Origin of the sequence: Streptomyces catenulae (assembly GCF_000718015.1) — a bacterium.
In the GTDB taxonomy this organism is placed as follows: domain Bacteria; phylum Actinomycetota; class Actinomycetes; order Streptomycetales; family Streptomycetaceae; genus Streptomyces; species Streptomyces catenulae.
This window is the reverse complement of sequence record NZ_JODY01000001.1, coordinates 372,043-397,681: the sequence shown is the minus strand read 5'-3', so window position 1 is coordinate 397,681 and position 25,639 is coordinate 372,043. Positions and strand designations below refer to the sequence as shown.

Below are 25,639 nucleotides of genomic sequence, written 5' to 3'. Positions count from 1 at the left end.
CGCGGAGATGAGCCGGAACGCCGGTCGTGGTGGGCCGAAGCCGCGCACGAGCGGCGTCGGATGGGGTATTCAAGGAGTCGGAGAGGGGGCCCGGTGAAGCCAGTGAAACCCGGTCTGCGCGCACGGTGGTGCAACCCGCTGCGCCGCCGTACCGACCACGTCGAGTCCTTGCTGACCGTGCTCGCCGTGCTGCTGATCGCGCTGGGAGCGCCGTTGGCGGGCCTGCGGACGGGCGGCGCGGTGCACGACACCCTGCTGGCGACGGTGCGCTCCCAGGCCGCCCACCGCCATCTGGTGTGGGCCACCGTCGACCGTCTCGCCACCCGCGCCCCGATGGACCCGGACCCGGAGACGTCCTCGCGGCGCGACTCCCATCTGCGGGTCGTCGCCCGGTGGACGGCGTGGGACGGCAGCCCCCGCACCGGCCGGATCGGCGCGCCCCGCCCCGTCGAGCCCGGCGACCGCTTCCGGATCTGGACCGACGACCGCGGCATGGTCATCCCCCGCCCGATGGACGAGTCCACCGCCGCCACCCATGCGACGCTGGCCGGGCTCGGCGTCGCCGCCTGCGTCGGCGGGCTGATCGAGGGCGCCCGTCGGCTGGCGGTGCGGCGGCTGATGGTGCGCCGCTACCGCCGCTGGGACGAGGCGTGGGCCCGCGCGGGGCAGACCTGGGGCCGCGCGGACGCCGGTAACTGACCCCGTTCCGGAGCCCCGCGGCGCACACCTGCGACGTCTGCGCCGGGCCCGTGCGTCCGTGCGTCCCCGTGTCCCGCCGACGCTGTCCGACCTCGTCAACTACCGCCCGCCGAGCGCGCTACGGTGGTGCAGCCAGCCACTCGGCTGGGGCCCGGGCACCCGTATGCGGACAACAGCGGACGGAACCTGCCGGGCCGTCAACAGCCGCACGAGGTGGGGGCACGACAGCACCATGGCACAGGGCTCGGTCCAGGTGACGCACTCCGGAACATCCCGCTGGCGACGCCGCACCGGCGAGTACAGCTCGCTCTCCGCAGCGCTGGAGGCCGCGGGGGACGGTGATGTGCTGACCGTGCCGGCGGGGACGTACCGCGAGAATCTGGTGTTGCAGCGCGCGGTGACGCTCCGCGGCCCGGACGGGGCGCGCGGCTCGGTGCGGATCGTCCCGGCCGACGGCGTCGCGCTGACGGTACGGGCGTCCGCGACCGTCCACGATCTCCACCTGGAGGCGACGGACTCGGCGTCGCCCGCCGTCCTGGTGGAGGACTGCGCGCCGGAGTTGGTGGGCCTGCGGGTGGTGACCCGCTCGGCGGCGGGCGTCGAGGTGCGCGGCGGGGCGCGGCCGACGGTTCGGCGGTGCACGGTCGACAACGCCGGGGGCGTCGGCATCAGCGTGCTGGACGGCGCGGGCGGCGTCTTCGAGGAGTGCGAGGTGGTGGCCGCGGGGCAGGCGGGGGTCGCGGTCCGCGGCGGCGCCCATCCGCGGCTGGAGAACTGCCGGGTCCACCACGCCTCCGGCGCCGGTCTGTCGCTGCACGGCGAGGGCAGCGCCCTGGAGGCGGTGGGCTGCGAGATCTACGAGATCAAGGGCACCGGCGTGCAGGTCGCCTCGCGCGCGACCGGGCATCTGACGGACTGCACCGTCCACCGCACCTCGGCCGACGGCGTCACCCTCGACACCGATGCGGTGCTCACCCTCGCCGACTGCGACATCCACGACATCCCGGAGAACGCCGTCGATCTCCGCTCCCGCTCGGTCCTCACCCTGACCCGCTCCACGGTGCGGCACTTCGGACGGAACGGCCTGTCGGTGTGGGACCCGGGCACCCGGGTGGACGCCAACCAGTGCGAGATCCACGACAGCACGGGCGACTACCCCGCGGTGTGGGTGAGCGACGGCGCGACGGCGGTGCTGGACGCCACCCGGGTGCACGATGTGCCCGACGCGCTCTTCGTCCTCGACCGCGGTTCGCGCGCCGATGTCGTCGACTGCGATCTGTCGCAGGTGCGCAACACCGCGGTGTCGGTCAGCGACGGTGCGACGGTGCAGCTGGACGACTGCCGGATACGCGAGGCGGCGACGGGTGCGTGGTTCCGCGACCACGGCAGCGGCGGCACCCTCGCCAACTGCGTCATCGAGGGCGCGCAGACCGGCGTCATCGTCACCAAGGGCGCCGACCCCACCGTCGAGGGCTGCACGGTCGGCTCGCCCACCGAGGCAGGCTTCTACGTCTCGGCCGAGGGCCGCGGCACCTTCCAGGGCTGCCGGGTGACCGGCAGCTCCGGCTTCGGCTTCCACATCATCGACGGCTGCCGCACCACGCTGACCCGCTGCCGTACGGAGCGGTGCGCCCGCGGGGGCTACGAGTTCGCCGACGGGGCGTCCGGCGACGGCACCGGCGGCCCGACCGTCACGGACTGCACCAGCGACGAGAGCCGGACCGCGGCGCCCACGCCGTCCACCGGGGCGGCACCGTCGGTGCAGCAGGCGACGCAGACGACCACCGGGTTGCTGGGCGGGGTCCCGGCGCAGGCCACCGCGCGTCCGGAGGCGGCGCCCGCGGAGGCGGAGCCCGAGGCGCCGCGGCGGCCGTCGGAGGAGGTGCTCGGCGAACTCGACACCCTGGTGGGGCTGGAGAGCGTCAAACGGGAGGTCCGCAGCCTGATCAACATGATCGAGGTGGGGCGCAGGCGCCAGCAGGCGGGCCTGAAGGCCGCCTCCGCCCGCCGCCATCTGGTGTTCACCGGCTCCCCCGGCACGGGCAAGACGACCGTCGCCCGGCTGTACGGCGAGATCCTGGCCTCCTTGGGGGTGCTGGAGCGCGGGCATCTGGTCGAGGTGTCGCGGGTGGACCTGGTGGGCGAGCACATCGGCTCGACCGCGATCCGCACCCAGGAGGCGTTCGACCGGGCGCGCGGCGGGGTGCTCTTCATCGACGAGGCGTACGCCCTCTCGCCCGAGGACTCGGGGCGTGACTTCGGCCGGGAGGCCATCGACACGCTGGTGAAGCTGATGGAGGACCACCGGGACGCCGTGGTGGTGATCGTCGCCGGTTACACCGTCGAGATGGCGCGCTTCCTCGCCGTCAACCCCGGTGTGGCGTCCCGCTTCTCGCGGACCATCACCTTCGGCGACTACGGCGCGGAGGAGTTGCTGCGCATAGTCGAGCAGCAGGGCGAGGAGCACGAGTACCGGCTGGGCGAGGGGTCCGACGAGGCGTTGCTGAAGTACTTCACGGCGCTCCCGAAGGGCCCCTCGTTCGGCAACGGCCGCACGGCGCGGCAGACCTTCGAGGCGATGGTCGAGCGGCACGCGGGCCGGGTCGCGCAGCTCACCGACCCGAGCACCGACGACCTCGCCCTGCTCTACCCCGAGGACCTCCCCGAACTTCCCTGAGCCGTCCGTGGATCGCCGCCCGTCTCCGGTGCTCCGGGGGCGGGCGTCGTCGTGGCGCGCTGGCCCGGCAGGGCCGTGCCGAGGCGGGCGAGGAGTTCGCCGCGGACCCGGTCGAAGACCGGATCGGCCTGGTAGTCGCCGTGGCCGAGGATCTGGGCGGGCAGCGGGTGCTGGAGGGAGCGGCCCAGGGTGAGCGGGTCGCGCAGCGGGCCCTCGTCGATGCGCTGTCCTTCCTCGGTGGTGAGGCGGATCGGGCCGCCGATGGGGTCGGTGAAGCGCCAGAGGTTGCGCCAGTCGTCCATCTCGCGGTGGAGACCGGTCAGGAACGCCGGACCGAAGAAGGCGGGGAACCAGCGGCCGTAGAGGCGCTCCAGCGGTGATCCGTAGGTGAGCAGGGCGACGCGGCTGCGGGTGACGAGGTCGAGCTGCCAGACGGCCGCCGCGGCGAGCACGCTGCCCTGCGAGTGGCCCGAGATCACCAGCCGTCCGTCGAACCGCTCGGTCCAGGTGGCCATCCGCCACGTGAGGTCGGGGACGGCACGCTCGGCGTAGCAGGGGGGCGCGAAGGGGTGGGCGGCGCGCGGCCAGAAGGTGCCGACGTCCCAGAGGATGCCGATGGTGCGGCGGGCGGAGCGGTCGCGGTAGGCCCGCCGTCCGGTGGCGAGCAGGAGTATCACCCCGGCGCCCATCAGCCAGGAGCCGAGGGCGGACGCGGTCTCGGCGGCGGCGTGCACGGCGGGCGGGGCGCCTTCGGTGGCGGGGCCGGGCGCGCGGCCGGTGCACCAGGCGCCGAGGACGGCACCGGCGCCCAGCAGGAGGGTGACGGCGGCGGTGGCGGCGACCAGGACGGGCGCGGAGTCGGTGAGTCCGGCGCGGGCGATGGTTCCGGCGATCTTTCCGGTGAGCCAGGCGTCGGGCTTCTCCCGGTCGTCGTAGAGACCGGGGACGTCGGCGGCGACGCGGCGGCTGACGGTGCGCACCCGCAGCGCGGCGAGCAGGGCGACGGCGACCACGACGAGCAGCAGGACGGGGATGACCGACGCCTGCCAGGAGAGCAGCACCGGCGGCCCGGCCATGACGGCTCCGGGCTCGCCCGGGGTGGCGTCACCGTCGATCCAGTCGGCGAACCGCTGGGCCGCTCCCCCGGACAGCACGCCGCCGACCGCGCAGGCGAGCAGGGCGACGGCGGGGCCGCCCATGCCCTTGAGCGCGGCCCGGGCGTCGCCGCGGGAGGCACGGTGCAGGACCCGGGCGGTGAGCACCAGGGCGAGGACCAGGGCGCCTTGGAGGACGGTGAGGATCCCGAAGCCGGTGACGCCGGGCAGCGCGCCCGAGGTGGTGGTCATGGGGCGCTGCCACGCGGCGTACCCGGCGGTCAGGGCGAAGGCGCCGAGGGCGGCGTAGGGCAGGGCGCGGACGACGGCGCGGTCCCGGTCGTCGTCGGGCACCGCCTCGCTGCGGGCGGTGCGTCCGACGACGGCGAGGGTGGTCACGGCGAGTGCCGCGAGCAGGACGGCGAGGACGTCACCGGTGACGGTGAACACGGATCCGGCGCCGCTCCGGGCGTCGGTGGTGCGGACGGCGCAGAGCACGGCGGCGGCGACGGTCAGCACGCCCGCGGTGGTGTGGGCGGTGCGCAGCCGGGCCACGACGCGGCGGCCGTACCAGAAGCCGTCGAGGCTGAGGGCGGTGCGCTCGTCGGGCGGGGTGTTGCGGGAGGTGCCGGGGCGGCGGGGCGGCGGCGACGCCGATTCGTAGGCGCTCCAGGTGCGGTGGGAGAGCCAGGTCAGGAGGGCGATGACGAGGAGCGGCAGGGCGGCGGCGAGGACCAGTCGGCGGCCGGGCAGGCTCCACCAGCCGCCCTGGGCGGGGCTGACGAAGCCCATCCAGGACCTGCCGGCGACGCAGGAGGCCGTTCCGGCGCACTGCCAGGCGGTGAGGTCGAGGGCGATCTCGCAGGCGGCGGCCGTCAGCAGGACGGTGAGGCTGAGGGCGAGGGCACGGACGAGGATGTCGTAGACGCGGTGGGCGGGGTGGCGGGGCGGGCCCGCGGGGCGCATCCAGTGGGCGAGGTTGGCGACCATGAAGGGCAGCAGGATGAGCCAGAGGGCGCGGGCGCCGTTGCCGGAGGTGAGGTTGGACCAGCAGTACGCCTCGCGCACCGGGGCGTCGCGGTAGTCCTCGGGGTGCTGCTCCGCGTCGGCGTCCTCACTGCGGCGGTAGCAGGCCGCGGTGTCGTCGCCGGTGATCAGGGTGGTGCGGGGCTCGCCGAGCATGGCCTGTGGTGTGGTGCCGCCGACGCCGTGCACCAACAGTTCCAGGGCGAGTTGCGGTGGTCGGTCGGCGGTGGTGTCCGTGGTGTCGTGTGTGCGTGGCGGTTGTGCGTGCGGTGTCGTGTCCGCGGTCTCCACTGTGTCCCCCGTGGTCCGAGCGGCGCCGGGCGGCGCCAGGTCTCACACAAGGATCACCTTTCCCCGCCGAGGAGTTGCACTCCCTTCCCGAAAGAGTGCCCTTCGTCCGATAAATACCCCCGTGGCCCCGGGGAGGCCCGATTCCGTACCTCCCGACCGGCTGCCGCCCGCGCCTGCCACGCCGCGCGCGACACCTCCCCGCCACTCCGCGGAGCGGCCCGTTCCACCCGTCCGCTCCGAGCTTTCCGGCGGGCGGCGCTCTAGGGTCGACCCATGCTTCTGTGGCTCAACGGCCCTTTCGGGGGCGGCAAAACACAAACGGCGTTCGAGATCCGGCGGCGGCTGCCCGGCAGCGTGGTCTGCGATCCGGAAGAGGTGGGGTTCGGCCTGCACCGGATGACCCCGCGGGGCATCCGCGGCGACTTCCAGGACTTCCGGGCCTGGCGGCAGGGGGTGTACGAGGTCCTCGACCTGGCGCTCTCCCGCCATCCCGGTCCGGTGATCGCCCCGATGACCGTCATCGAACCGGCGTACTTCGCCGAAACGGTCGGCCGGTTGCGGGAACGCGGCCACGACGTACGGCACTTCGCGCTGCTGGCGGAGCGCGAGACGGTGGTGCGGCGGTTGCGGGAGCGGGGCCTGGGGCAGATCGTGCGCCTCGAAGTCGTCAAGGAGGGGCAGCTGCGGCGGGACAGCTTCGCGATGGGCAAGCTCGACCTGTGCCTGGAGCGGCTGCGGGGGCCGGAGTTCGCCGAGCACCTCTGGACCGATCGGATCACGGTCCCGCAGGTCGCCGACCGCGTCGCCGCCTCGGCGGGGCTGACCCTCACACCGAACACCGACGGCCCGGTACGGGGCGGGCTCCGCCGGGTGTGGACGGGGCTGCGGCACATCCGGCTGTACTGAACGGACCGGACGCGCGGCCCCTCCCCCACCCGCTGGGAGCAGGTGGCGCGCGCGTCCGACGGCGTTGTCGGTGGCTCGTGCGAGGATGAGCAGAACGATCGGAACGGGCGGCGGAGCGCAGGTGACACGCCGGTGAGCTGGGCGGAAGGGACGGGCCGGGGTGAGTGACAACCAGAATCTGCTGGCCGAGCAGCGGCGGGCCCTGATCCTCGAAGAGGTCAGGCGGCGCGGCGGCGCGCGGGTCAACGAACTCACCCGCAGACTCAGCGTCTCGGACATGACGGTCCGCCGCGATCTGGACGCGCTGGCCCGGCAGGGCATGCTGGAGAAGGTGCACGGCGGCGCGGTCCCGGTCGGCGAGCCCAGTGCGCACGAGCCGGGTTTCGAGGCGAAGTCGGCGCTGGAGCTGAGCGCCAAGGAGGACATCGCGCTGGCGGCGGCGCAGCTGGTCGCCCCGGGCAGCGCCATCGCCCTGGCCGGTGGCACCACCGCCTATGCACTGGCCCAGCAGTTGGTGGACGTGCCGGATCTGACGGTGGTGACCAACTCCGTGCGGGTCGCCGATGTCTTCTACACCGCGCAGCGGGCGTCGGCGAGCGGCGGCCCGGGGCCCCACGCCGGTGCGGCGACGGTGGTCCTGACGGGCGGGGTGCGGACCCCGTCGGACACTTTGGTCGGACCGGTCGCCGATGCCGCGATCCGCACCCTCCACTTCGATCTGCTCTTCCTCGGGGTGCACGGCATATCGGTGGAGGCGGGGCTGTCCACGCCGAACCTCGCGGAGGCGGAGACCAACCGTCATTTCATGCGCTCGGCACGGCGGGTCGTGGTGGTCGCCGACCACACCAAGTGGGGCACGGTGGCGCTGAGTTCGTTCGCCTCGCTGGAGCAGGTCGACGTGGTGGTGACCGATGCCGGTCTCACCCCTGAGGCACGGGAGCGGTTCGCGGAGCTGCCGCCGGAGCTGGTGGTCGCGGGCGAGCCGTGGCAGGACACCGAGGGAGAAGAGTGATGGGCCGGTTCCCGCACACCTGCCACGGGGTAACGGACGCCAACTGGCGCCAGATATCGGCCAGTTAACGCCCTTCGAGAGGCGGAGTTGACCCGTACGTCCGGCACAGGCGGACATACGGCATGGACGGACGTACGGCTTTCCGGGCGCGACACCGCAGACATCTGCGGCCGGGGCCCCTAGGATCCGCGACGCCGGTCCACCGGGGGCCGGGCTTCGCGGGCGGCCCGTGGTGTCCGCGCTGTCACACCGCTCGACCCGTTGGGGGTTGCTCCATGCGTCGGCTCCGCCCCGTAGAACTGGACTTCGCCCGGTCCGCGCCGCTGCGGCTGACCTTCTCCGCCCGGCTCGGTGCGCCACCCTCGGCGGTGTACGCGGCGCTGGCGGAGGACGCCGAAGGGTGGGCGCGCTGGTTCACCGGGGTCGCGGAGGCGGTACCGACGGACGGTGGTGCGGGCCGGGAGGTACGGCTGACGGGCGGCACCCGCTTCCTGGAAACGGTGCTGGCCACGGAGGCGGAGACGCGCTACACCTACCGCGTGGACCGCACCAACGCCCCGGGGCTCCGCGCCCTGCTGGAGGACTGGCGGCTCGCCCCGGACGGCGACGGCACCCGGCTGCGGTGGACGTTCGCCGCCGACGGACCGGGGCCGCTGCGCCTCGTCCTGCTGCTGGCGCGGCCGGGTCTGGGCCGGGCCTTCCGGGTGTCGGCCCGGGCGCTCGACCGGCGGCTCGCCCGGGCGGCGAACGGCAGCTGACCGCCCCGGGCGGACCGGGCCGTCCGCGCTCAGTCGGGCCAGACGCCCGTGCTCAGGAAGGTGTCGATCGTGCGGGCGTACGGTGCGATGTCCAGGCCCTGGGCGGCGAGCCAGTCGTCCGAGTAGTACTTGTCGAGGTAGCGGTCGCCCGGGTCGCACAGCAGGGTGACGACGGAGCCGGTCCGTCCGGCGGCGTGCATCTCGGCGACGATCCTCAGGGCGCTCCACAGACCGGTGCCGGTCGAGCCGCCCGCCTTGCGGCCGATGGCCGTCTCCAGGGCGCGTACGGCGGCCATGCTCGCGGCGTCGGGGACCTTCATCATCCGGTCGATCGCGCCGGGCACGAAGCTCGGCTCCATCCGGGGGCGGCCGACCCCCTCGATCCGGGAGGGGGTCGCGCAGTGCGCCGAGGCGTCGCCGGTGAGCCAGCCGTCGAAGAAACAGGAGTTCTCCGGGTCGGGGACGCAGATGCGGGTGTCGTACTGCATGTAGTGGACGTAGCGGGCGATGGTGGCGGAGGTGCCGCCGGTGCCCGCGGTCGCGACGATCCAGGCAGGTTCGGGGTAGCGCTCCAGGCGTAGCTGCTCGTAGATCGATTCGGCGATGTTGTTGTTGCCGCGCCAGTCCGTCGCCCGTTCGGCGTAGGTGAACTGGTCCATGTAGTGGCCGCCGGACTCCGCCGCGAGCTGCGCGGAGACGTCGTAGACGGTGCGCGGGTCCTGGACGAGATGGCAGGTGCCGCCGTGGAATTCGATCAGCCGGGTCTTCTCGCGGCTGGTGGTCGCCGGCATCACCGCGATGAACGGCACCCCGATCAGCGAGGCGAAGTACGCCTCGGAGACGGCCGTGGAGCCGCTGGACGCCTCGATGACGGGCTTGCCGGGGCGGACCCAGCCGTTGCACAGCCCGTAGAGGAAGAGGGAGCGGGCGAGGCGGTGCTTGAGGCTGCCGGTGGGGTGCGTCGACTCGTCCTTGAGGTAGAGGTCGATGCCCCACTCCTCGGGGAGCGGGAAGCGCAGCAGGTGGGTGTCGGCGGTGCGGTTGGCGTCCGCCTGGACCTTGCGGACGGCTTCCTTCAGCCAGTCGCGGTAGTCCGGATCGGTGTGGTCGACGTCGACGGTCGGTGTCGGTGCGTGGACGGCCGCCTGCGGTGCGCCGTCGGCGCCGGCGCGGTGCGGGGTGTGCGGCTGCTGTGCGGTGCTCACCGGAGCGCTCCTCAAGGGTTGTGAGCCCGTACGGAGAGGCGGGCCGATTTCGACTATAACCACCTCGCGCACGCTTCTCACCTGCATAAACGCATCTTTGGGAGGCCCCAAGGAGAGCCTGGGTGACGGGTGTTCGCACGGACCGGCCCCGGAGGCACTGGTGCCCGGCGCGAAGGCCGTGCACACTGCCCCCATAGGGGGCGGTGAGGGGCACCTGCCCATGGCGAGGAGGTGGCGGGCATGGCCGAGCCCGAGTTCAATGCGACGGGTGTGCACATCGAACGATCGCTGCGGTCCCTGACCCGGGCGGGGCAGGTCGTGATCCGGGACGGCAGGCTCGCGTTGCTGACGAGCTACGGCAAGGAGATCGACAGTGCGCCACTCCGGGCGGTCCAGGTGCACAAGCCCCTGTTCGCCGCCCGCGACCGGGCCCTGGCCCGCCTGAACGGCAACCGTTACTCCCTGACCCTGGGTGCGCCCGACCGCTTCCTCGACGCGGTACAGGCGGCCCACACCCCGCGGACCTGAGCTCCACGGACGACCGGTTCTCCCCTGACGGCTCCGCCTCCGGCCGGGCCGTCCGGCCCGCGCGCCCGAGGAACACCCGGGCCCGCGTCCAGCCGCTGCGCCGTTCGGGGGACGGCCGGTGGCGGCGCGTACGGGGCCGCGGACACCGCCCCGGAAGGGGCGCGCGGCGCTTTCCGTGCGCCGGGGGCGTGTACGGAGGGCGGCGGCGCGGCAGGGCTGCGGTTGCGGGGGCCTCGTTCCGGGCCGACCCTGGACGTGTATCACTGAGGGTTCACCGGCGATGACGCTGCGGTGTACGGCGGGCGTTGCCGGTTTCGGTCTTCGCCCCGCCCCGCGGGACGCCCGGCCTCGTCAGGGAGTCGCGTCGTGATCAGGCAGCCCAGCAGACACTGCACGGTGGAGCTCCAGGCCCTCCCGGCCCGCATCGGACAGGTGCGCCGCATCATCTCGGCCCAACTGCGGTACTGGCGCCTCGATCCCCTGGTGGACACGGCCACGCTCGGCCTCACCGAACTTCTCGCGAATGTGCACCGGCACGCCCGCCCCAGCAAGCGGTGCACCGTTCAGCTCTGCGTGCTGATAGACCAGTTGACGGTCTCCGTGCACGATCACGATCCGCGCCTGCCGCAGCTGCGGGCCGCCGGTACCTGGGAGACCTGCGGGCGTGGTCTGGCCCTGATCGCCGCGCTCAGCGAGAGCTGGGGGGTGCGCCCGGACGGCGCCGGAAAGGTCGTGTGGTTCACGCTGCCCGCGCTGACCCTCGCGCCCCAGGAGCGGGTGCCCGCTCCACCTCCCTGGACCGGCGCCCCACTGGAACACACCTGGACCGCAGCCGACCCACACGCCCGGATACGGGGCGCAGGGGTCGGCTGAACGCTTTCCGGCCCGAGCGGCCCGCCCCGCGGAGGCCGGAAAGCGACCCCGACCGATCTGCGGGTCCCGCCCGCCTGCGCCTTCTGCGCCGCCCTCGCCACCTGTCCCGCCCCACTCCCATTCTTGTTTCTGTAACTACTGGTATGTACATTCGCGGTATGAGGAATTCCGGCAGCGGCGGAGACCGTGGATCCGTCCCCACCCGCGAGCGGCTGGTGCGCAGCACCCAGGAACTGCTGTGGGAACGCGGCTACGTGGGCACCAGCCCGAAGGCCATCCTGGAGCGGGCCGGTGTCGGGCAGGGCAGCATGTACCACCACTTCGACGGCAAGGCCGCGCTGGCGCTGGCCGCCATCGAGCGGAGCGCCGAGGAGCTGTGGGCCTCGGCCGACGCATGCCTTTCGGGCCCTGGCACGGCCTATGACAAGGTCGCCGCCTATCTGCTGCGCGAGCGGCAGGTGCTGCGCGGCTGTCCGATCGGCCGGATGACGCAGGACCGTGATGTGGCGTGCAGCGCCGAGTTGCGCCGCCCGCTGGACGCCCTCTTCGACCGGCTGCGCGCCCGGATCGCCGAGGTGATCGCCGAGGGCGTGCGCGCCGGTGAGCTGGCCGCCGGGACCGACCCGGCGGCGCTCGCGGCGACCGTTGCCGCCACCGTCCAGGGCGGCTATGTCCTGGCCCGCGCCGCGGACGACCCGGCGCCCTTCGACGCCGCCGTCCGGGGCCTGCTCGCCCTCCTCTCCGCGCAGGTCACCACGGGCCCGACGGCTTACCCGACGGGCCCCGCCGGGCACCGGTCCATCCGCTGACAACCGCACCTCACTCCGTCCCGGGAGCCCGTCATGTACGCCATGCAGTACGCCCGCACCCTTCCCGCCGACTACGACATGGAGATCATCCGGAACCGGGTGCGCACCCGGGGACATCTGCTGGACGACTTCGACGGGCTCGGTCTCAAGGCGTACGGGATGCGCGTGCGGGGCATCGACGGCTCTCCGGTGAACGCGTATGCGCCGTTCTATCTCTGGGCGGACCCACGGGCGATGAACCGCTTCCTGGCCGGTGACGGGTTCCGTGGCGTGATCCGCGACTTCGGGCGGCCGCCGGTCCGGCACTGGCAGGGGCTCTTCCACCGGGCGGGACCCGAAGTGGGGACCGTGCCGCGCGCCTACACGCTGCGGAGCGTCCGGCTGCCCGAGGGCGCCGACCCGGGTACGGCGTTCGCCGAAGCGGCGGCCGGACACGAGCAGTTGGCGCGGACCTCCGGGGTGCACACCACGGCGATGGCGTACTCCCCCGCGGACTGGGAGATCGTGCACGTCACCCTCTGGACGGGCGAGGCACCCGAGGACGCCGGTGACCGCTACCAGGTGCTGCATCTCTCCGCGCCGGATATCGGCGCGCTGGGCGAAGGGCGGCTGTGGTGACGGTGCCGACCCCTGCGGTAGCGGGCCGCGCCGCCGTCCGTACGGTGCAGGGCGACCTCGCACCCGAGGCCCTGGGGGTGTGCGATGCGCATGATCATCTCTTCCTCCGCAGCCCGCGGTTGCCGGGTCAGGAGCTGACCGATCCGGAGGCCGCGGCGGCCGAACTCGCCGCCTTCCGGGCGGCGGGTGGCGGCGCGGTGATCCAGTGGACGCCGCACGGCATGGGGCGCGGCGCCGAGGAACTGCCCCGCCTCGCACGGGATTCGGGGGTACGGCTGGTGGTCGCCACGGGGCTGCACCAGGCCGTGCACTACGCGCCGGAGGTGTTGGCGCGGGTGGGGACGGATCCTGCGGGACTGTTCGTGGCCGAGCTGACCGAGGGCATCGGGGACACCGGGGTACGCGCCGGGATGATCAAAGTGGCCGGTGGGTTCCACGGGGTGGACGCACACGCCCGGTGGACGATGGCCGCGGCGGCCGAGGCGCACCACGCGACGGGGGCGGTGGTCGGTGTGCACCTGGAGGCGGGCACCGCTGCGGAGGACGTCGTCGAGCTGCTCTGCGACGAGCACGGCGTGCCGCCCCGGCGGGTGATCCTGGGGCACCTCAACCGCTTTCCCGACCCCGGCATGCTGCGCCGGGCCGCGCGGACGGGCGCGTTCCTGGCCTTCGACGGGCCCTCGCGGGCGCATCACGCCACCGATTGGCGGCTGCCCGACGCGCTCCGGGCGCTCGCCGACGCGGGGCACGGCGCGCAGCTCCTGCTGGGCGGTGACACCACCACGGCCGCCGCCCGGTCGGTGAACGGCGGGCCCGGTATGCCGCATCTGCTGCGCCGCCAACGCCACTGGCTGGCAGAGGTGTTGGGCCCGGAGTTGGTGACCCGGATGCTGACTGTCAATCCGGCCCGGGCATTCGCCGCCGTATGGCCTTCGGAGGGCGGCGGGCGCCGGACCGCCGACGGCTGAGCGTCGTCCGGCGGGCGGCCGGGTGGGGGCATGGAGTGCGGTCGGCGGTTGGGTGCCCCGGAGGCTCAGCGGGGGAAGGTGACGGCGATGCCCACATGGGGCCGCTTGCCCCGGCGGAGCAGCGCGCCACCGGTGTCGAGGATGCGGAAGCGCAGTCCGTACTTGCCTGCCATCGCGCGTCGCACCCGGGCCAGCCCCTGGGGTTCCGCCATGAGGCGGGCGGTGCCTTCGAGGGTCTCCGCACCCTCGGTGAGGTTGCCCCGTACATCGCACGGGGTGACCGTCACCCGGGTGTCGCGGCGCAGCCGTTTGACCTTTCCGCTGTCGCTGCGCGTCCACACCAGCAGTTCGTCCCCCTGGGCGACGGCCCACACCGGGGTCGCCACCGGGGCGCCACTGCGCCGGTACGTGACGAGGCTGACGTAAGGGCTGCGGGCCACGGCTTCGGCAATCATGGCGGCAGCCTACGGGCGCACGGCGGCGAAGCGGCGGCGCCGGGCTCCCGGGTGGCGGCTGGGTCGCGCCGCACGGCCCGGCGGGACCGTGACCGCCCGGGCGCACCCCTGTGCCGTTCGACCGGGGTAGGTGGCCCGGCCGGTCCGACCTGTGCGGCTGACTCGATGCGGCCGCCTGCTTCGTTCGCGCGTTCTTCATGTCACACAACGTAACCGGCACCACTGACAACGCCGCCGATCGATCACCGACAACCGGCCTTCCGGAGCGGGTGGTTGGCGGCCCTCCCGGCTCTCCCACCTGCGCACACGGCGAGTTGCGGCGGCCTCGGCGGGCTTTTCGGGCAGCGCTCCGCACAGGACCGGTGGGAGTGACGGATCCGCCTACGCCCGACGCTCCTCCTGCACGACCAGCGGGTCGTCCAGCACCGGCTGCCAGGCGAGTTCCGCGGCGCCGACGAGGCTGTTGTGGTCGAGGCCGCAGGGCAGGATCGGAACGCCGCCGCTGCGGCCCCACAGACTGCGGTCGGCGACGACGGCGCGGAGCCGTTCCGGGTCGGTCTCCAGAAGCGTGCGGTGCAGTCCGCCGAGGATGATGCGGTCCGGGTTGAGGATGTTCACCAGCCCGGCCAGGCCCAGCCCGAGGCGGTCGATGAGGAGGTCGGCGGCGGCGCGTACGGCCGGATCGCCGTACGCGGTGCGCAGCAGGTCGGCGGCCTGATGGAGCAGTGAGCCCTCGGGGCCCGGGGTGCGTCCGGCCGCGTTCAGGAAGGCCAGCGGGTCGGCCTCGACGTCCAGACAGCCCCGGCTGCCGCAGTGGCAGGGCGCGCCCTCGGGGTGCACCGTGAGGTGGCCCACCTCCAGGGCGAGGCCCGAACTTCCGCTGTGCAGGCGCCCGTCGAGGACCAGGGCGCCACCGACGCCCCGGTGCCCGGAGGCGACGCAGAGCAGATCCCGGGCGCCCCGTCCGGCGCCGTGGCGGTGTTCGGCGAGGGCCATAAGGTTGACGTCGTTGCCGCTGAACCCGATCGCCTCGGTGACGCCCGGGATCGCGGCATCGGCGAGCGCGCGCTGGAAGATCTCACGTACGGGGGCACCGGCGGGCCAGGCGAGGTGGAGCGGGTTCAGCGCCTCGCCGTCCGGTTCGGCGACGGCGGACGGCACGGCGAGGCCCGCCCCCAGGCAGCGGCGGCCGGTCTCGCGCAGCAGTCCGGCGCCCGCGCCGACCGCCTCGGCGAGGACATGGGCCGGGTCGGCGGAGATGGTGCCGCTGCCGGTGGTGGTGGCCACGATGCGCCCGCCGAGTCCCACCAGCGCGACGCGGAAGCCGTCGGCGTGGATCTGCGCGGCGAGCACCACGGGGCCGCGCTCGTTGACGAACAGGCGGTGCGACGGCCTCCCTTGGGAACCGGCGGAGGCGGTCGGCCGGGAGTCGACGGTGATCAGGCCGAGGACTTCCAGCTCCGCCGCGACGGCTCCGGCAGTCGCGCGGGTCACGCCGAGTTCCGAGGTGAGGACCGCGCGGGTGGGGGCGCGTCCGGTGTGTACGAGCTCCAGTGCGGGTCCGAGGGAGGCACGGCCCCGCTCCAGCCTGGTTGTCCGAGTCTGGGTCACGCCTCCATTCTGGCTTTGTACCGCGTCGGAACAAAACACGGTGGGTCCCCCGTGCCGGATTCGAGGCGCGCGGTCCCCCGCCGCCCCCGGTCGGAGGCCCTCGAAGTAGGCCAACGCGCCGCCGCCAGAAGGCCGATCACGCCGGGAGCCTCTGCGCCGTAGATGTGGATATGGGCGGGGAAGACAGGTGACGGGCGGGGAGTCCCGAAACGGGCATCGGCGCCGGTCACAGGCGGTGGGATCACCGCGGGTGAGCGGGGGCGCCGGGTTCCGTTGTCAGTGGTGACTGGCAGACTCGGGGCCATGGAGATCACCGAATTCGTCGAAGCACTGCGGTTGGACGGAGCGCTGCTGGCCGCCGCCGCGGAGGAGGCCGGACCCGAGGCCCCGATTCCGGCGTGTCCGGAGTGGCGGATGCGCGATCTGGTCCTCCACGTGGGCCGGGTACACCGCTGGGCCACGCGGTATGTGACCGAGGGTCTGGAGCAGCCGTCGACGCCGGAAGCCGCGCCGGACCTCACCGACGAGGAGTTGGTGCCGTGGCTGCGCGAGGGCCATCACCACCTGGTGGTGGCGCTGCACGAGGCGCCGGAATCCCTCACCGCGTGGACGTTCCTGCCCGCCCCGTCGCCGCTCGCCTTCTGGGCCCGTCGGCAGGCGCACGAGACCGCCGTCCACCGTGCCGACGCGCAGCAGGCTCTGGGCGCCCCCCTCACCCCGCTGCCGCGTGCGTTCGCCGCGGACGGCATCGACGAGATACTGGCCGGGGTCCACAGCCAGAAGCGCAGCCGGGTGCGCACCACGGAGCCGAAGACGCTGCGGGTGCGGGCGACGGACGCCGCCGATGCGGAGTGGACGGTCCAGCTGTCCGAGGCGCCGCCGCGCACCGTGCGGTCCGCCGGGGAGGGCACCGACACGGAGGCGGCCGCATCGGCCGATCTGAGCGTCGAGGGGTCCGCCGAGGCGCTCTACCTCGCCCTGTGGAACCGCGCCCCCTGGAAGGACCTGAAGGTCAAGGGTGACGAGAGCCTCGTCCGGCTCTGGGAGGAGCGCGGCGGGATCTGACGGGGAGCCGGGAGGGAGGCGGCCGCCTCGCGCGCAGCACGGCGGCCCGTTGCCCACGGTCTCCCCGGCGAGCGGCGGAAGGAGAACACGGATCGGCGCATGATCGCGGGCTGCTAGGTTGCGTGGCGTCCGGAGGAACGCGTGTACGGGGGTTGTGCTGTGATCGGGCTGGGAGCAATAGCGGGGATCGCCGCGGTGGAGTTCGGCATGGTGCTGACGCCGGGGCCGAACATGATCTACCTGGTCTCCCGCTCGATCGCCCAGGGCCGCCGGGCGGGACTGATCTCGCTCGCCGGGGTCTTCCTCGGCTTCCTGGTCTATCTCCTGGCGGTGTCCGCCGGTATCGCCACCGTTTTCGCGCTGGTGCCGGAGATCTACCTGGCGATCAAGCTGACCGGGGCGGGCTATCTGCTCTGGCTGGCCTGGAAGGCCGTCCGGCCGGGCGGCCGATCCGCCGCCACGACCGAGGAGTTGACACCGGACAGGCCCCGAAAGCTCTTCCTGATGGGCTTCCTCACCTGCCTGCTCAACCCCAAGGTGGCCATCCTCTACATCTCGCTGCTGCCGCAGTTCGTCGACCCGGAGCGCGGCCATGTCGGTCTGCAGGGGCTGATATTGGGGCTGGTCCAGATCGCGGTGGGGGTCGCGGGCAACGCGTTCTTCATCGTGACGGCCGGATCGGTCGCCGGATTCTTCGCCCGGCACCCGCTCTGGCAGCGCCTGCACCGCTATGTGATGGGCACCGCGCTGGCGGTCTTCGCCGTCAAGATCGCCACCGAACGGACGGGCGCCGCGGTCGCCCTGCGCTGACCGCGGCGTAGCCCGCCCCGGGGAGAACGGCCGTCGGCTCAGGCGGCGCCGCCCGGCTCCGCGGTCAGCCCCACGCCCTCCGCCAGCCGTCGGGTCGTATGGGCGAAGAAGGCGTCGCGCTCCTCCACCACCCGGTGGAACTGGCCGAACAGCTCGAAGCTGATGAGGCCGAAGAGCTGGGCCCAGGTCGCGACCAGGACAGCCATGACGGGCGCGGGCAGCTCGATGTCCAGCTCCGTCATGAGGGCGCGTACATCGGCCGCGACCTCCTCGGGCAGCGGTCCCGGCGGCTCGTGGAGCGCCCCGGCGGCGTGGGCGTCGCCGACGACGGCGATGAGGGCGCGGGCGACCCGTCCGGCGGGTGCGGTGGTCGTCTGCGGGGCGTGGTAGCCGGGGACGGGTGTGCCGTAGAGCAGGGCGTACTCGTGCGGATGGGCCAGCGCCCAGGCGCGGACCCCGCCGCAGACGGCGACCCAGCGCTCAAGGTGTCCGGGCGTCTCCGGGCGGCCCGCCGCGCCCGTCCCGCCGGACTCGGCCGGTCCGCTCGCGCCCGCTCCGCCCGTGGCGGGATCCGCCGCCTCCGCCGCCGCGCCGATCGCGTGGTAGGCGTCGAGGATCAGGGCGGTGAGCAGGTCGTCGCGGCTGGGGAAGTAGCGGTAGAGCGCGGAGGAGGCCATTCCCAGGGCGCGGGCCACCGCGCGCAGGGAGAGCTTGGCGGCACCTTCGGCCGCGAGTTGCGCGCGGGCCTCGTCCTTGATGGCCGCGGTGATTTCGCTGCGGGCCCGTTCCCTGGCCCCTCGGATCGCCGTCATGGCAAGGAGTCTGCCATCCCTCGGATCACCGCACCACAAGGCGACCGGTGAACCAAACCGAGAGCACTGCTCTTGCCTTCCTGCGGACCATTCATGCACACTGATCTCAAGCAAGAGCAGTGCTCACGTTTTGCTGATCGCGCCTGCTCACCGCGGACCCACCGCCGTACCGCACCACTCCACGAGCGCCCCGGAGGGCCAGATGTCCCGCTACCTCAAGCCCGGCCGCACGACCGCCCGCTTCAACGCCGCCGTCGGCTGGCTGGCCCGCCACGGCATCAGCCTCGCCGGTGCGGCGGACCTCTCCGTCCGGGGGCGCAAAAGCGGCGCCTGGCGGCGGGTCCCGGTGAACCCGATGACGTACGAGGGCGCCCGCTATCTCGTCTCGGCGCGCGGGGAGTCCGACTGGGTGCGCAACATGCGGGCGGCCGGTGGCGGGCAGCTCCGGGTCGGCCGCCGCACCCGCGCGTTCACCGCCGTGGAGCTGGCGCCGGGCGAGACCCCGGAGCTGCTCCGGGCCTATCTGCGGCGCTGGGGCTGGGAGGTGAAGGCGTACTTCGGGGAGATCACCGCCGACTCCTCGGACGAGGAGCTGCGCATCGCGGCGCCGCGCCACCCCGTCTTCCGCCTCACGGAGTCGTGAACGCGCCCCGCCCGGTGAACGCGCACGGCGGAAACGTGGGCAGGACCAGCAGGCAGGCGCCCCGACACCGGCACGGAACCGGGCCGGGTGACACCTCGGACAGTCCGGGAAGAGTCCCGCAAACACCTCTCACCGCGGCCGAGTTGGCCGTTCGGCGGCCCGGGGCGGGGCGAGGATCTAGGGTTCTCGCTTGTGACCGAGACCTCCACCCACCTCGAAGCGACGGCGAGCGCCTACGCCGCCATCGCCGACCTCTACGCCGACCTCACCCGTAACGCGCTGGACGACTTTCCGCTGGACCGCGCCGTGCTCGCGGCGTTCGCCGAACTCGTCCGGGCCGCCGGTCCCGGGCCCGTCGCCGAACTGGGCTGCGGCCCCGGGTATCTGACCGCGCATCTGCGGGACCTGGGGCTGGACGCCTTCGGTGTCGACCTGACCCCGGCCATGATCGACCTGGCCCGCGCGGCCTACCCGGACCTGCGGTTCGAGGTCGGCTCCATGGACGCGCTGGACCTCGCCGACGACACCCTGCGCGCCGTCGTGTCCTGGTACTCGGTCATCCACACCCCGCCCGAGGAACTGCCCGCGTACTTCGCGGAGTTCCGGCGGGTGATCGCGCCCGGCGGCCATCTGCTGCTCGGCTTCTTCGAGGCGGAGGACGGGCCGCTCACCCCGTTCGACCACAAGGTGACGACCGCCTACCGGTGGCCGATCGACGACCTCGCGGAGCTGGCCCGGAAGGCCGGGTTCACCGAGGTGGGGCGGATGCTGCGGGAGCCGGGCGAGGGCGAACGGTTCCGCCGCGGCCATCTGCTGATGCGCCAGGGCTGACCGGCGGCCGGTCAGCCCTCCGCCCGCCCCGGGGTCACCCCTCCCTGGCCTGCTGCCGCCGGTCCATGGCGTCCAGCGCGCGGCGGGCCAGCGGGTGGCTGCGGACCAGTTCGCCGAGGGTGGTGGTGCCGCGGGTGATGTCGGCGAAGGCGTTCCAGGCGGGGCGGAAGCCGGTGAGGACGGCGTGCAGGAGTCCGGGGCGGCGCGCGAAGACACCGTGCATCCGGCGGCCGACGCTCATCTCGACGCCGAGCCCCGCCTTGATGGCGAAGGCGTAGTTGAGGGCCTGACGGCGGGCGTCCACGGCGTCGTGCGCCTCGGCGACCCGGGCCGCCCACTCCCCCGCCAACCGGCCCGAGCGCAGCGCGAAGGAGATGCCCTCCCGCGTCCACGGCTCCAGCAGACCCGCGGCGTCCCCGGCGACGAGCACCCGGCCGCGGGAGAGCGGCGAGTCGTCGGTGCGGCAGCGCGTCAGATGTCCGGACGAGACGTCCGGTTCGAAGCCCGCGAGGCCGAGCCGGGCGATGAAGTCCTCCAGATACCGCTTGGTCGCGGCGCCCTCGCCACGGGCCGAGATCACGCCGACGGTGAGGGTGTCGCCCTTGGGGAAGACCCAGCCGTAACTGCCGGGCAGCGGACCCCAGTCGATGAGGACGCGGCCCTTCCAGTCCTCGGCGACGGTCGGCGGCACCGGAATCTCCGCCTCCAGACCGAGGTCGACCTGATCGAGCTTGACGCCGACGTGCGCGCCTATCCGGCTCGCGCTGCCGTCCGCGCCGACCACCGCGCGGGCGAGGATCACCTCACCGCCGGTGAGCACCACCGCGACCGTCCGGCGGTCCGGCACCTCCGCGCCGTGCTGCTCGACCCGCGAGACCGCGGCGCCGGTACGGATCTCGGCGCCCGCATCCTTGGCCGCCTTGACCAGCCCCTCGTCGAACTCGGGGCGGTTGATCAGCCCGAACAGCATGCTCTTGGAGCGCCGGGTGCGGGCCAGCTTGCCGTTGAGCGAGAAGGTCACCGCGTGCACCCGGTCGCGCAGCGGCAGGGTGAAACCGGGCGGCAGGGAGTCCCGCGAGGGACCGATGATGCCGCCGCCGCAGGTCTTGTAGCGGGGCAGTTCCGCCTTCTCCAGGAGCAGCACCCGGCGCCCCGCGCACGCCGCCGCGTGTGCCGCCGAGGCGCCCGCGGGACCGGCGCCCACCACCACGACGTCCCACACCTGCTCGTTGTCCTGGGCTGCCTGCTCGCTGCTCACCGGTGTTTCTGCTCCCGTTCGAATCCTTGCTGCGCCTACCGTCCGCATCCTACGGGCCCGCGCTCCGCTCGAACGTCTGTGGGAAGATCGGGGGGATTCACCCCCGTACTTCCGGGTCGCCCGCGGCACCCCGCCGGTCGGACCGCAGGTCCGGAGAAGTTCACCGCGCCCACAAGGAGCGTCCATGTCTGACAGCCCGCTGGCCCGTACCGTCGCTGCGTTGCAGCCCCGCGCCCGCACCGAACTGGCCGAGCTGGTGGCCTTCCGTTCGGTCGCGGATCCGGAGCAGTTCCCCAGGAGCGAGTGCGAGGCGGCGGCCGGCTGGATCGTCGAGGCGCTGCGGGCCGACGGCTTCCAGGACGTCGCGCTGCTGGACACCCCGGACGGTACGCAGTCGGTCTACGGCTTCCTGCCCGGCCCCGAGGGCGCGCCGACGGTGCTGCTCTACGCCCACTACGACGTGCAGCCGCCGCTGGACGAGGCCGCCTGGGACTCCCCGCCGTTCACGCTGACCGAGCGGGACGGCCGCTGGTACGGCCGCGGCGCGGCGGACTGCAAGGGCGGCGTCATCCTGCACCTGACGGCGCTGCGGGCGCTGCGGGAGCACGGCGGGGTGCCGGTGAACGTCAAGGTCATCGTGGAGGGTTCGGAGGAGCAGGGCACCGGCGGGCTGGAGCGGTACGCCGAGGCGCACCCGGAGCTGCTGACCGCCGACACCATCGTCATCGGGGACGCCGGGAACTTCCGCGTCGGTCTGCCGACGGCGACCGCGACGCTGCGCGGGATGACGCTGGTGCGGGTCTCCGTCGACACCCTGGCCGGAAATCTGCACTCCGGTCAGTTCGGCGGCGCCGCGCCCGACGCGCTGGCCGCGCTGATCCGCATCCTGGACTCGCTCCGCGCCGAGGACGGCTCCACCACGGTGGACGGGCTGGCCGCGGACGCCGCCTGGGAGGGGCTGCAGTACCCGGAGGAGGAGTTCCGCAAGGACGCGAAGGTGCTGGACGGCGTCGGGCTGATCGGCGGCGGCACGATCGCCGACCGGCTCTGGGCCCGGCCCGCCGCGACCGTCCTCGGCATCGACTGCCCGCCGGTCGTCGGCGCCACCCCGTCCGTCCAGGCGGGCGCCCGGGCGCTGGTCAGCCTGCGGGTGCCGCCGGGCACCGACGCCGCCGAGGCGACCCGGCTGCTCACCGCCCACCTGGAGAACGCCGCGCCCTGGGGCGCGCGGGTCGCCGTCGAACACGTCGGCCAGGGCCAGGCGTTCCGCGCCGACACCGGCAGCCCGGCGTACGCGTCGATGGCGGCGGCGCTGCGGGAGGCGTACGACGGGGAGGAGATGCAGATCGCCGGGATGGGCGGCTCCATCCCGCTCTGCAACACCCTCGCGTCGCTCTACCCGGAGACGGAGATCCTGCTGATCGGGCTGAGCGAGCCGGACGCGCAGATCCACGCGGTCAACGAGAGCGTCTCGCCCGAGGAGCTGGAGCGGCTGTCGCTCGCCGAGGCGCTGTTCCTCCAGCGGTACGCGGCCGAGCGGAGCTGACGACCGGAGCGACGGCGCGGCTCACCGGGCGTCCGCGAGCGGTGCGGACGCCCGGTGAGGTGCGGCGGCGGAAGCCCGCGTCCGGACCGGACGGGAGCTTCCCGCGGTTCCCGGACCGGCGCGCACCGCACCGCCGCGCACCGGTCGCGCACGCCCCGTCCGGGCCGTTCCCCGCCCGTCCTCATCCGCCCGCCGGGACACCCCGTTCCAGGAGCATCGGGCAGCCGCGCTCGCGGGCCCGCAGCGCCCAGCGCAACCGGCGGAAGCGGACCGGCGGCAGCAGATGTTCCGCCTCGGACTCGGTGACGAAGCGCCACTCCCGCAGTTCGGCGCCGGGCAGCCGCAGGGCGCGGGTCTGCTCGTCGGTGAGCCGACCGCCGTCGAAGAGCAGCCGCAGCCCGCCGAAGCCGGGCGGTTCGGGCGCCTCCCAGTCCAGGACCAGCAGGCGCGGGGTGCGCGGCAGTTGGAGCGCCAACTCCTCCACGACCTCGCGGAGTCCGGCCTGGGTGGGCGGTTCGCCGTGCTCGACGATGCCGCCGGGGAATTCCCAGCCCGGTTTGTAGGTGGGGTCGACGAGGAGGACGCGGTCGGCGTCGTCGAAGAGCAGGACGCCGGCGGCGAGGGTTTCGGCGGTGGGCTCCGGGGTCTGCACGATGCCGCAGTCGGCGGTGCCGGAGCGCACCGCCTCGGCTATCTCCTCCGCGGCGCGCCGGGGTGTCAGCCGCCCGGTGTCCACCACATAGGCGTCGTCCTTGAGCCAGCTCAGCGCCTCGGCGTACGAGGTGAGGGCGTCCAGACCCCAGCGGCGGACCTGCGCCGCGCTCGCCGCATCGGCGGCGGTTTCCTCACGGTGCGCGATCCGTGCCCGCAGGATCGTTTCCTCCGCATCCAGGAGAAAATGCCGGACCGGAATGCGGCGGGCGGCGAGGGCGCCGAAGATTTCGTCGCGGTATTCCTGACGCAACAACGTCATCGGGGTCACCAAGGGGCCGGGGACCTCGGTCAGCAGCGCCGCCGCGGTGTCCACGACCAACCGGCGCCAGGCGGGCAGGTCCTGGAGGTCGTCGATTTCCTCCAGGCGCTTGGCGGGCAGCATCATCCGCAGGCCCTGACCGAGGAGTTCGGGGTCGTAGAGCGTGCTCCCCGGAAGCAGGTCGAGCAATTCCTGCGCCGCTGTGGTCTTGCCCGCACCGAACGTGCCGTTCAGCCAGACGATCACGGTGTCCCCTCTTCTCCGGAACCAGGTGAGTTGCCCGCACCAGCCTGCCACGGAAAACGTTCGAATCCACGGGCCGCGCGCACAGCCGGGAACGGTGCACCGTGCGGCGGCGACGTGGTGGCGGGGCGCCGCGCGGGCCCCGTGCACGCGCCGGTCGCACAATGCGCCACGGTGGGGACACCGCCTCGTATCCCGCCCCGCGAAGCCCTCGGCAACCAAGCGCTCCCCAGCGCCTCCCGGACCGAAACCCCTGCCCGCGCACGGGCCCGGGGAACCCTGACATCCGCATATGACAGCCGCCCGTCGCACCGGAAACACCCGGAACGGCATTCCCGGGCGGCCCATTCGTCGCGCGGCACGGAAGGAAATCCGGGGGCGCGCCGATGCCCCTGCCGCGCCGCCGCGACAGGATGCCGTCAGCCCGCCCCGGCGACCGCTCCCACCTCGCCCCGCGAATCCCACATGAACGAACGCAACCGCGCAGAGTCGAGGGAGACGAGAGAGCTGGACACTCTCCCCCTCCGCCAAGTCCCGGTGACCACTGGGCAGTTCGGGAATGACGGCACCGCCCAGCGACCCTCTTCCAACAGAGTTCAACAGGCTCTACCGTCACCTCACACGTGCGACCGGTCACCCCCACCCATCCCCCGAGGACGGAGACCTGTTCATGCGCCAGTTCCTGCGCTCCCCCGTCGGTCGGCGGCGGCACGCCGCGCTCGGTGCGCTGTCCGCCGCGCTGCTCTGCGTCACCGCGGCAGCCGCCCCGCCGTCCGCCGCCCGGGCTCCCGCTCCGTCCGCCACCGGAAAAGCGGCGGACGGTCCCGCCGCCACTCCCCCGATGGGCTTCAACAACTGGAATTCCACCCACTGCGGACCGGAATTCAACGAGAAAATGGTCAAGGAGATCGCCGATCTCTTCCTCGCCAAAGGACTCAAGGACGCCGGATACACCTACGTCAATCTCGACGACTGCTGGGCGATGCCCACCCGCGATCCGCAAGGGAGACTCGTCCCCGACCCGATCCGCTTTCCGCACGGCATCAAAGCGGTCGCCGACTATGTCCACGCCAAGGGGCTGAAGTTCGGTATCTACACCAGCGCGGGCACCAGGACCTGCAGCGACATCGGATTTCCCGGGGCGCTGGGCCATGAGAGATCCGACGCGCGGCAGTTCGCCGACTGGGGCGTGGACTACCTCAAGTACGACAACTGCAACAACCAAGGCGTGGACGCCCGGCAGCGTTACACCGCCATGCGCGACGCACTGCGCGCCACCGGCCGCCCGATCACGTACAGCATCTGCGAATGGGGCGAGAACGCGCCCTGGGAATGGGCCGCGGAGTTGGGGCAGTCATGGCGGACCACCGGGGACATCGGCGACACCTGGGCGAGCATGCTGGACATTCTGAAGAAGAATCTGCCGCTCGCCCCGTACGCCGGTCCCGGACACTGGAACGACCCGGACATGCTGGAGGTCGGCAACGGCGGAATGACGGACACCGAGTACCGCAGCCATTTCACCCTCTGGGCCATGATGGCCGCGCCGCTGCTCATCGGCACCGATCTGCGCACCGCCTCCCCGCAGACGTACGACATCCTGCGCAACACGGACGTCATCGCGCTCGACCAGGACCCGCTGGGCCGTCAGGCGACCGTGCTGGACAGCGACGGCGGACGGTGGACGCTGGTCAAGGAGTTGGCGAACGGCGACCGGGCGGTGGCGCTCTTCAACGAGAGCGACCACGAGCAGCGGATCACCACCGGCGCGACCGCCGCCGGACTGCCCGCGGCACCCCGCTACCGGCTGCGGGACCTGTGGCAGCGCACCGACCGGCACACCACCGACGAGATCACCGTGACGGTGCCCGCACACGCCACCGTCGTCTACCGGGTGACCCCCGAGAAGGGCGACTGACCCCCGACGC

Annotated in this window: 22 protein-coding genes and 1 pseudogene; 16 read left to right on the top strand and 7 right to left on the bottom strand. The window is 73.3% G+C overall.

What is annotated here, in order from left to right; genetic code table 11:
* Positions 1-93: 93 nt before the first annotated feature.
* Complete coding sequence (locus tag IF23_RS0101765; protein ID WP_245654856.1) at positions 94-699, top strand: Rv1733c family protein; 606 nt, start codon at positions 94-96, stop codon at positions 697-699.
* Between the two features lie 232 nt (positions 700-931).
* Entirely contained in the window at positions 932-3,376 is a 2,445-nt protein-coding gene (locus IF23_RS0101760; RefSeq protein WP_030278966.1) for a right-handed parallel beta-helix repeat-containing protein, read from the top strand.
* Here the strand turns inward: IF23_RS0101760 and IF23_RS0101755 are convergent.
* Complete coding sequence (locus IF23_RS0101755) at positions 3,346-5,787, bottom strand: hypothetical protein (RefSeq protein WP_030278964.1); 2,442 nt, start codon at positions 5,785-5,787, stop codon at positions 3,346-3,348. The genes IF23_RS0101760 and IF23_RS0101755 overlap by 31 nt on opposite strands.
* Positions 5,788-6,060: 273 nt before the next feature.
* Here IF23_RS0101755 and IF23_RS0101750 point away from each other — a divergent pair, with 273 nt between their 5' ends.
* The 3 genes from IF23_RS0101750 to IF23_RS0101740 all read left to right on the top strand — a co-directional run bounded on the left by IF23_RS0101750 (position 6,061) and on the right by IF23_RS0101740 (position 8,463).
* Positions 6,061-6,693 carry an AAA family ATPase gene (locus IF23_RS0101750; RefSeq protein WP_030278963.1) on the top strand — a complete coding sequence of 211 codons (633 nt, stop codon included), beginning with the start codon at positions 6,061-6,063 and terminating at the stop codon, positions 6,691-6,693.
* Between the two features lie 160 nt (positions 6,694-6,853).
* Positions 6,854-7,705, top strand: coding sequence for a DeoR/GlpR family DNA-binding transcription regulator (locus IF23_RS0101745; protein WP_030278961.1), 852 nt, complete (start codon positions 6,854-6,856; stop codon positions 7,703-7,705).
* Positions 7,706-7,980: 275 nt separating this feature from the next.
* Positions 7,981-8,463, top strand: coding sequence for an SRPBCC family protein (locus IF23_RS0101740; protein ID WP_030278959.1), 483 nt, complete (start codon positions 7,981-7,983; stop codon positions 8,461-8,463).
* 29 nt (positions 8,464-8,492) lie between these two features.
* Here IF23_RS0101740 and IF23_RS0101735 read toward each other — a convergent pair whose 3' ends face one another.
* Positions 8,493-9,668 carry a PLP-dependent cysteine synthase family protein gene (locus tag IF23_RS0101735; RefSeq protein ID WP_030278957.1) on the bottom strand — a complete coding sequence of 392 codons (1,176 nt, stop codon included), beginning with the start codon at positions 9,666-9,668 and terminating at the stop codon, positions 8,493-8,495.
* 240 nt (positions 9,669-9,908) lie between these two features.
* Here IF23_RS0101735 and IF23_RS0101730 point away from each other — a divergent pair, with 240 nt between their 5' ends.
* The 5 genes from IF23_RS0101730 (at position 9,909) to IF23_RS0101710 (ending at position 13,464) form a co-directional block, all read left to right on the top strand.
* The gene (locus IF23_RS0101730) at positions 9,909-10,196 is read left to right on the top strand and encodes a hypothetical protein (RefSeq protein ID WP_030278956.1); all 288 of its coding nucleotides are present in this window, start codon (positions 9,909-9,911) and stop codon (positions 10,194-10,196) included.
* Positions 10,197-10,562: 366 nt separating this feature from the next.
* Complete coding sequence (locus tag IF23_RS0101725) at positions 10,563-11,069, top strand: ATP-binding protein (protein ID WP_030278954.1); 507 nt, start codon at positions 10,563-10,565, stop codon at positions 11,067-11,069.
* A 158-nt stretch (positions 11,070-11,227) separates the two neighbouring features.
* Positions 11,228-11,878, top strand: a complete 651-nt coding sequence (locus IF23_RS0101720; RefSeq protein ID WP_051739085.1) for a TetR/AcrR family transcriptional regulator — start codon at positions 11,228-11,230, stop codon at positions 11,876-11,878.
* A gap of 33 nt (positions 11,879-11,911) precedes the next feature.
* Entirely contained in the window at positions 11,912-12,496 is a 585-nt protein-coding gene (locus IF23_RS0101715) for a DUF4865 family protein (RefSeq protein ID WP_030278951.1), read from the top strand.
* Complete coding sequence (locus IF23_RS0101710) at positions 12,493-13,464, top strand: phosphotriesterase family protein (RefSeq protein ID WP_245654855.1); 972 nt, start codon at positions 12,493-12,495, stop codon at positions 13,462-13,464. Before IF23_RS0101715 ends, IF23_RS0101710 begins: the two co-directional genes overlap by 4 nt.
* 65 nt (positions 13,465-13,529) lie before the next feature.
* Here the strand turns inward: IF23_RS0101710 and IF23_RS0101705 are convergent, their stop codons facing one another.
* Both IF23_RS0101705 and IF23_RS0101700 read right to left on the bottom strand, forming a co-directional pair.
* Complete coding sequence (locus IF23_RS0101705; protein WP_030278947.1) at positions 13,530-13,919, bottom strand: PPOX class F420-dependent oxidoreductase; 390 nt, start codon at positions 13,917-13,919, stop codon at positions 13,530-13,532.
* A 381-nt stretch (positions 13,920-14,300) separates the two neighbouring features.
* Positions 14,301-15,530 carry an ROK family protein gene (locus IF23_RS0101700; protein WP_030278945.1) on the bottom strand — a complete coding sequence of 410 codons (1,230 nt, stop codon included), beginning with the start codon at positions 15,528-15,530 and terminating at the stop codon, positions 14,301-14,303.
* Positions 15,531-15,833: 303 nt separating this feature from the next.
* Here IF23_RS0101700 and IF23_RS0101695 point away from each other — a divergent pair, with 303 nt between their 5' ends.
* Positions 15,834-16,595, top strand: coding sequence for a maleylpyruvate isomerase family mycothiol-dependent enzyme (locus IF23_RS0101695; protein WP_030278943.1), 762 nt, complete (start codon positions 15,834-15,836; stop codon positions 16,593-16,595).
* Between the two features lie 159 nt (positions 16,596-16,754).
* Positions 16,755-17,405 (top strand): LysE family translocator, encoded by a 651-nt coding sequence (locus IF23_RS0101690; protein ID WP_030278941.1) that lies wholly within the window; start codon positions 16,755-16,757, stop codon positions 17,403-17,405.
* A 38-nt stretch (positions 17,406-17,443) separates the two neighbouring features.
* Here IF23_RS0101690 and IF23_RS0101685 read toward each other — a convergent pair whose 3' ends face one another.
* Entirely contained in the window at positions 17,444-18,217 is a 774-nt protein-coding gene (locus IF23_RS0101685) for a TetR/AcrR family transcriptional regulator (protein ID WP_030278940.1), read from the bottom strand.
* A 202-nt stretch (positions 18,218-18,419) separates the two neighbouring features.
* Between IF23_RS0101685 and IF23_RS0101680 the strand changes: the two genes are divergently transcribed.
* Positions 18,420-18,860 (top strand): nitroreductase family deazaflavin-dependent oxidoreductase, encoded by a 441-nt coding sequence (locus IF23_RS0101680; RefSeq protein WP_030278938.1) that lies wholly within the window; start codon positions 18,420-18,422, stop codon positions 18,858-18,860.
* 192 nt (positions 18,861-19,052) lie between these two features.
* On the top strand, positions 19,053-19,691 hold the full coding sequence (locus IF23_RS0101675) for a class I SAM-dependent methyltransferase (RefSeq protein WP_030278936.1): 639 nt from the start codon (positions 19,053-19,055) through the stop codon (positions 19,689-19,691).
* A gap of 34 nt (positions 19,692-19,725) precedes the next feature.
* Here IF23_RS0101675 and IF23_RS0101670 read toward each other — a convergent pair whose 3' ends face one another.
* Entirely contained in the window at positions 19,726-20,949 is a 1,224-nt protein-coding gene (locus IF23_RS0101670; protein WP_030278935.1) for a geranylgeranyl reductase family protein, read from the bottom strand.
* A 184-nt stretch (positions 20,950-21,133) separates the two neighbouring features.
* On the opposite strand from IF23_RS0101670, the gene IF23_RS0101665 reads away from it, so the two are divergent.
* Positions 21,134-22,495, top strand: a complete 1,362-nt coding sequence (locus tag IF23_RS0101665) for a dipeptidase (protein ID WP_030278932.1) — start codon at positions 21,134-21,136, stop codon at positions 22,493-22,495.
* A 181-nt stretch (positions 22,496-22,676) separates the two neighbouring features.
* Here the strand turns inward: IF23_RS0101665 and IF23_RS0101660 are convergent, their stop codons facing one another.
* Entirely contained in the window at positions 22,677-23,714 is a 1,038-nt protein-coding gene (locus tag IF23_RS0101660; protein WP_030278931.1) for an NUDIX hydrolase, read from the bottom strand.
* A gap of 667 nt (positions 23,715-24,381) precedes the next feature.
* Between IF23_RS0101660 and IF23_RS0101655 the strand changes: the two are divergent.
* Positions 24,382-25,617 (top strand): annotated as a pseudogene (locus tag IF23_RS0101655) (glycoside hydrolase family 27 protein); the annotation flags it as partial.
* Positions 25,618-25,639 lie beyond the last annotated feature (22 nt).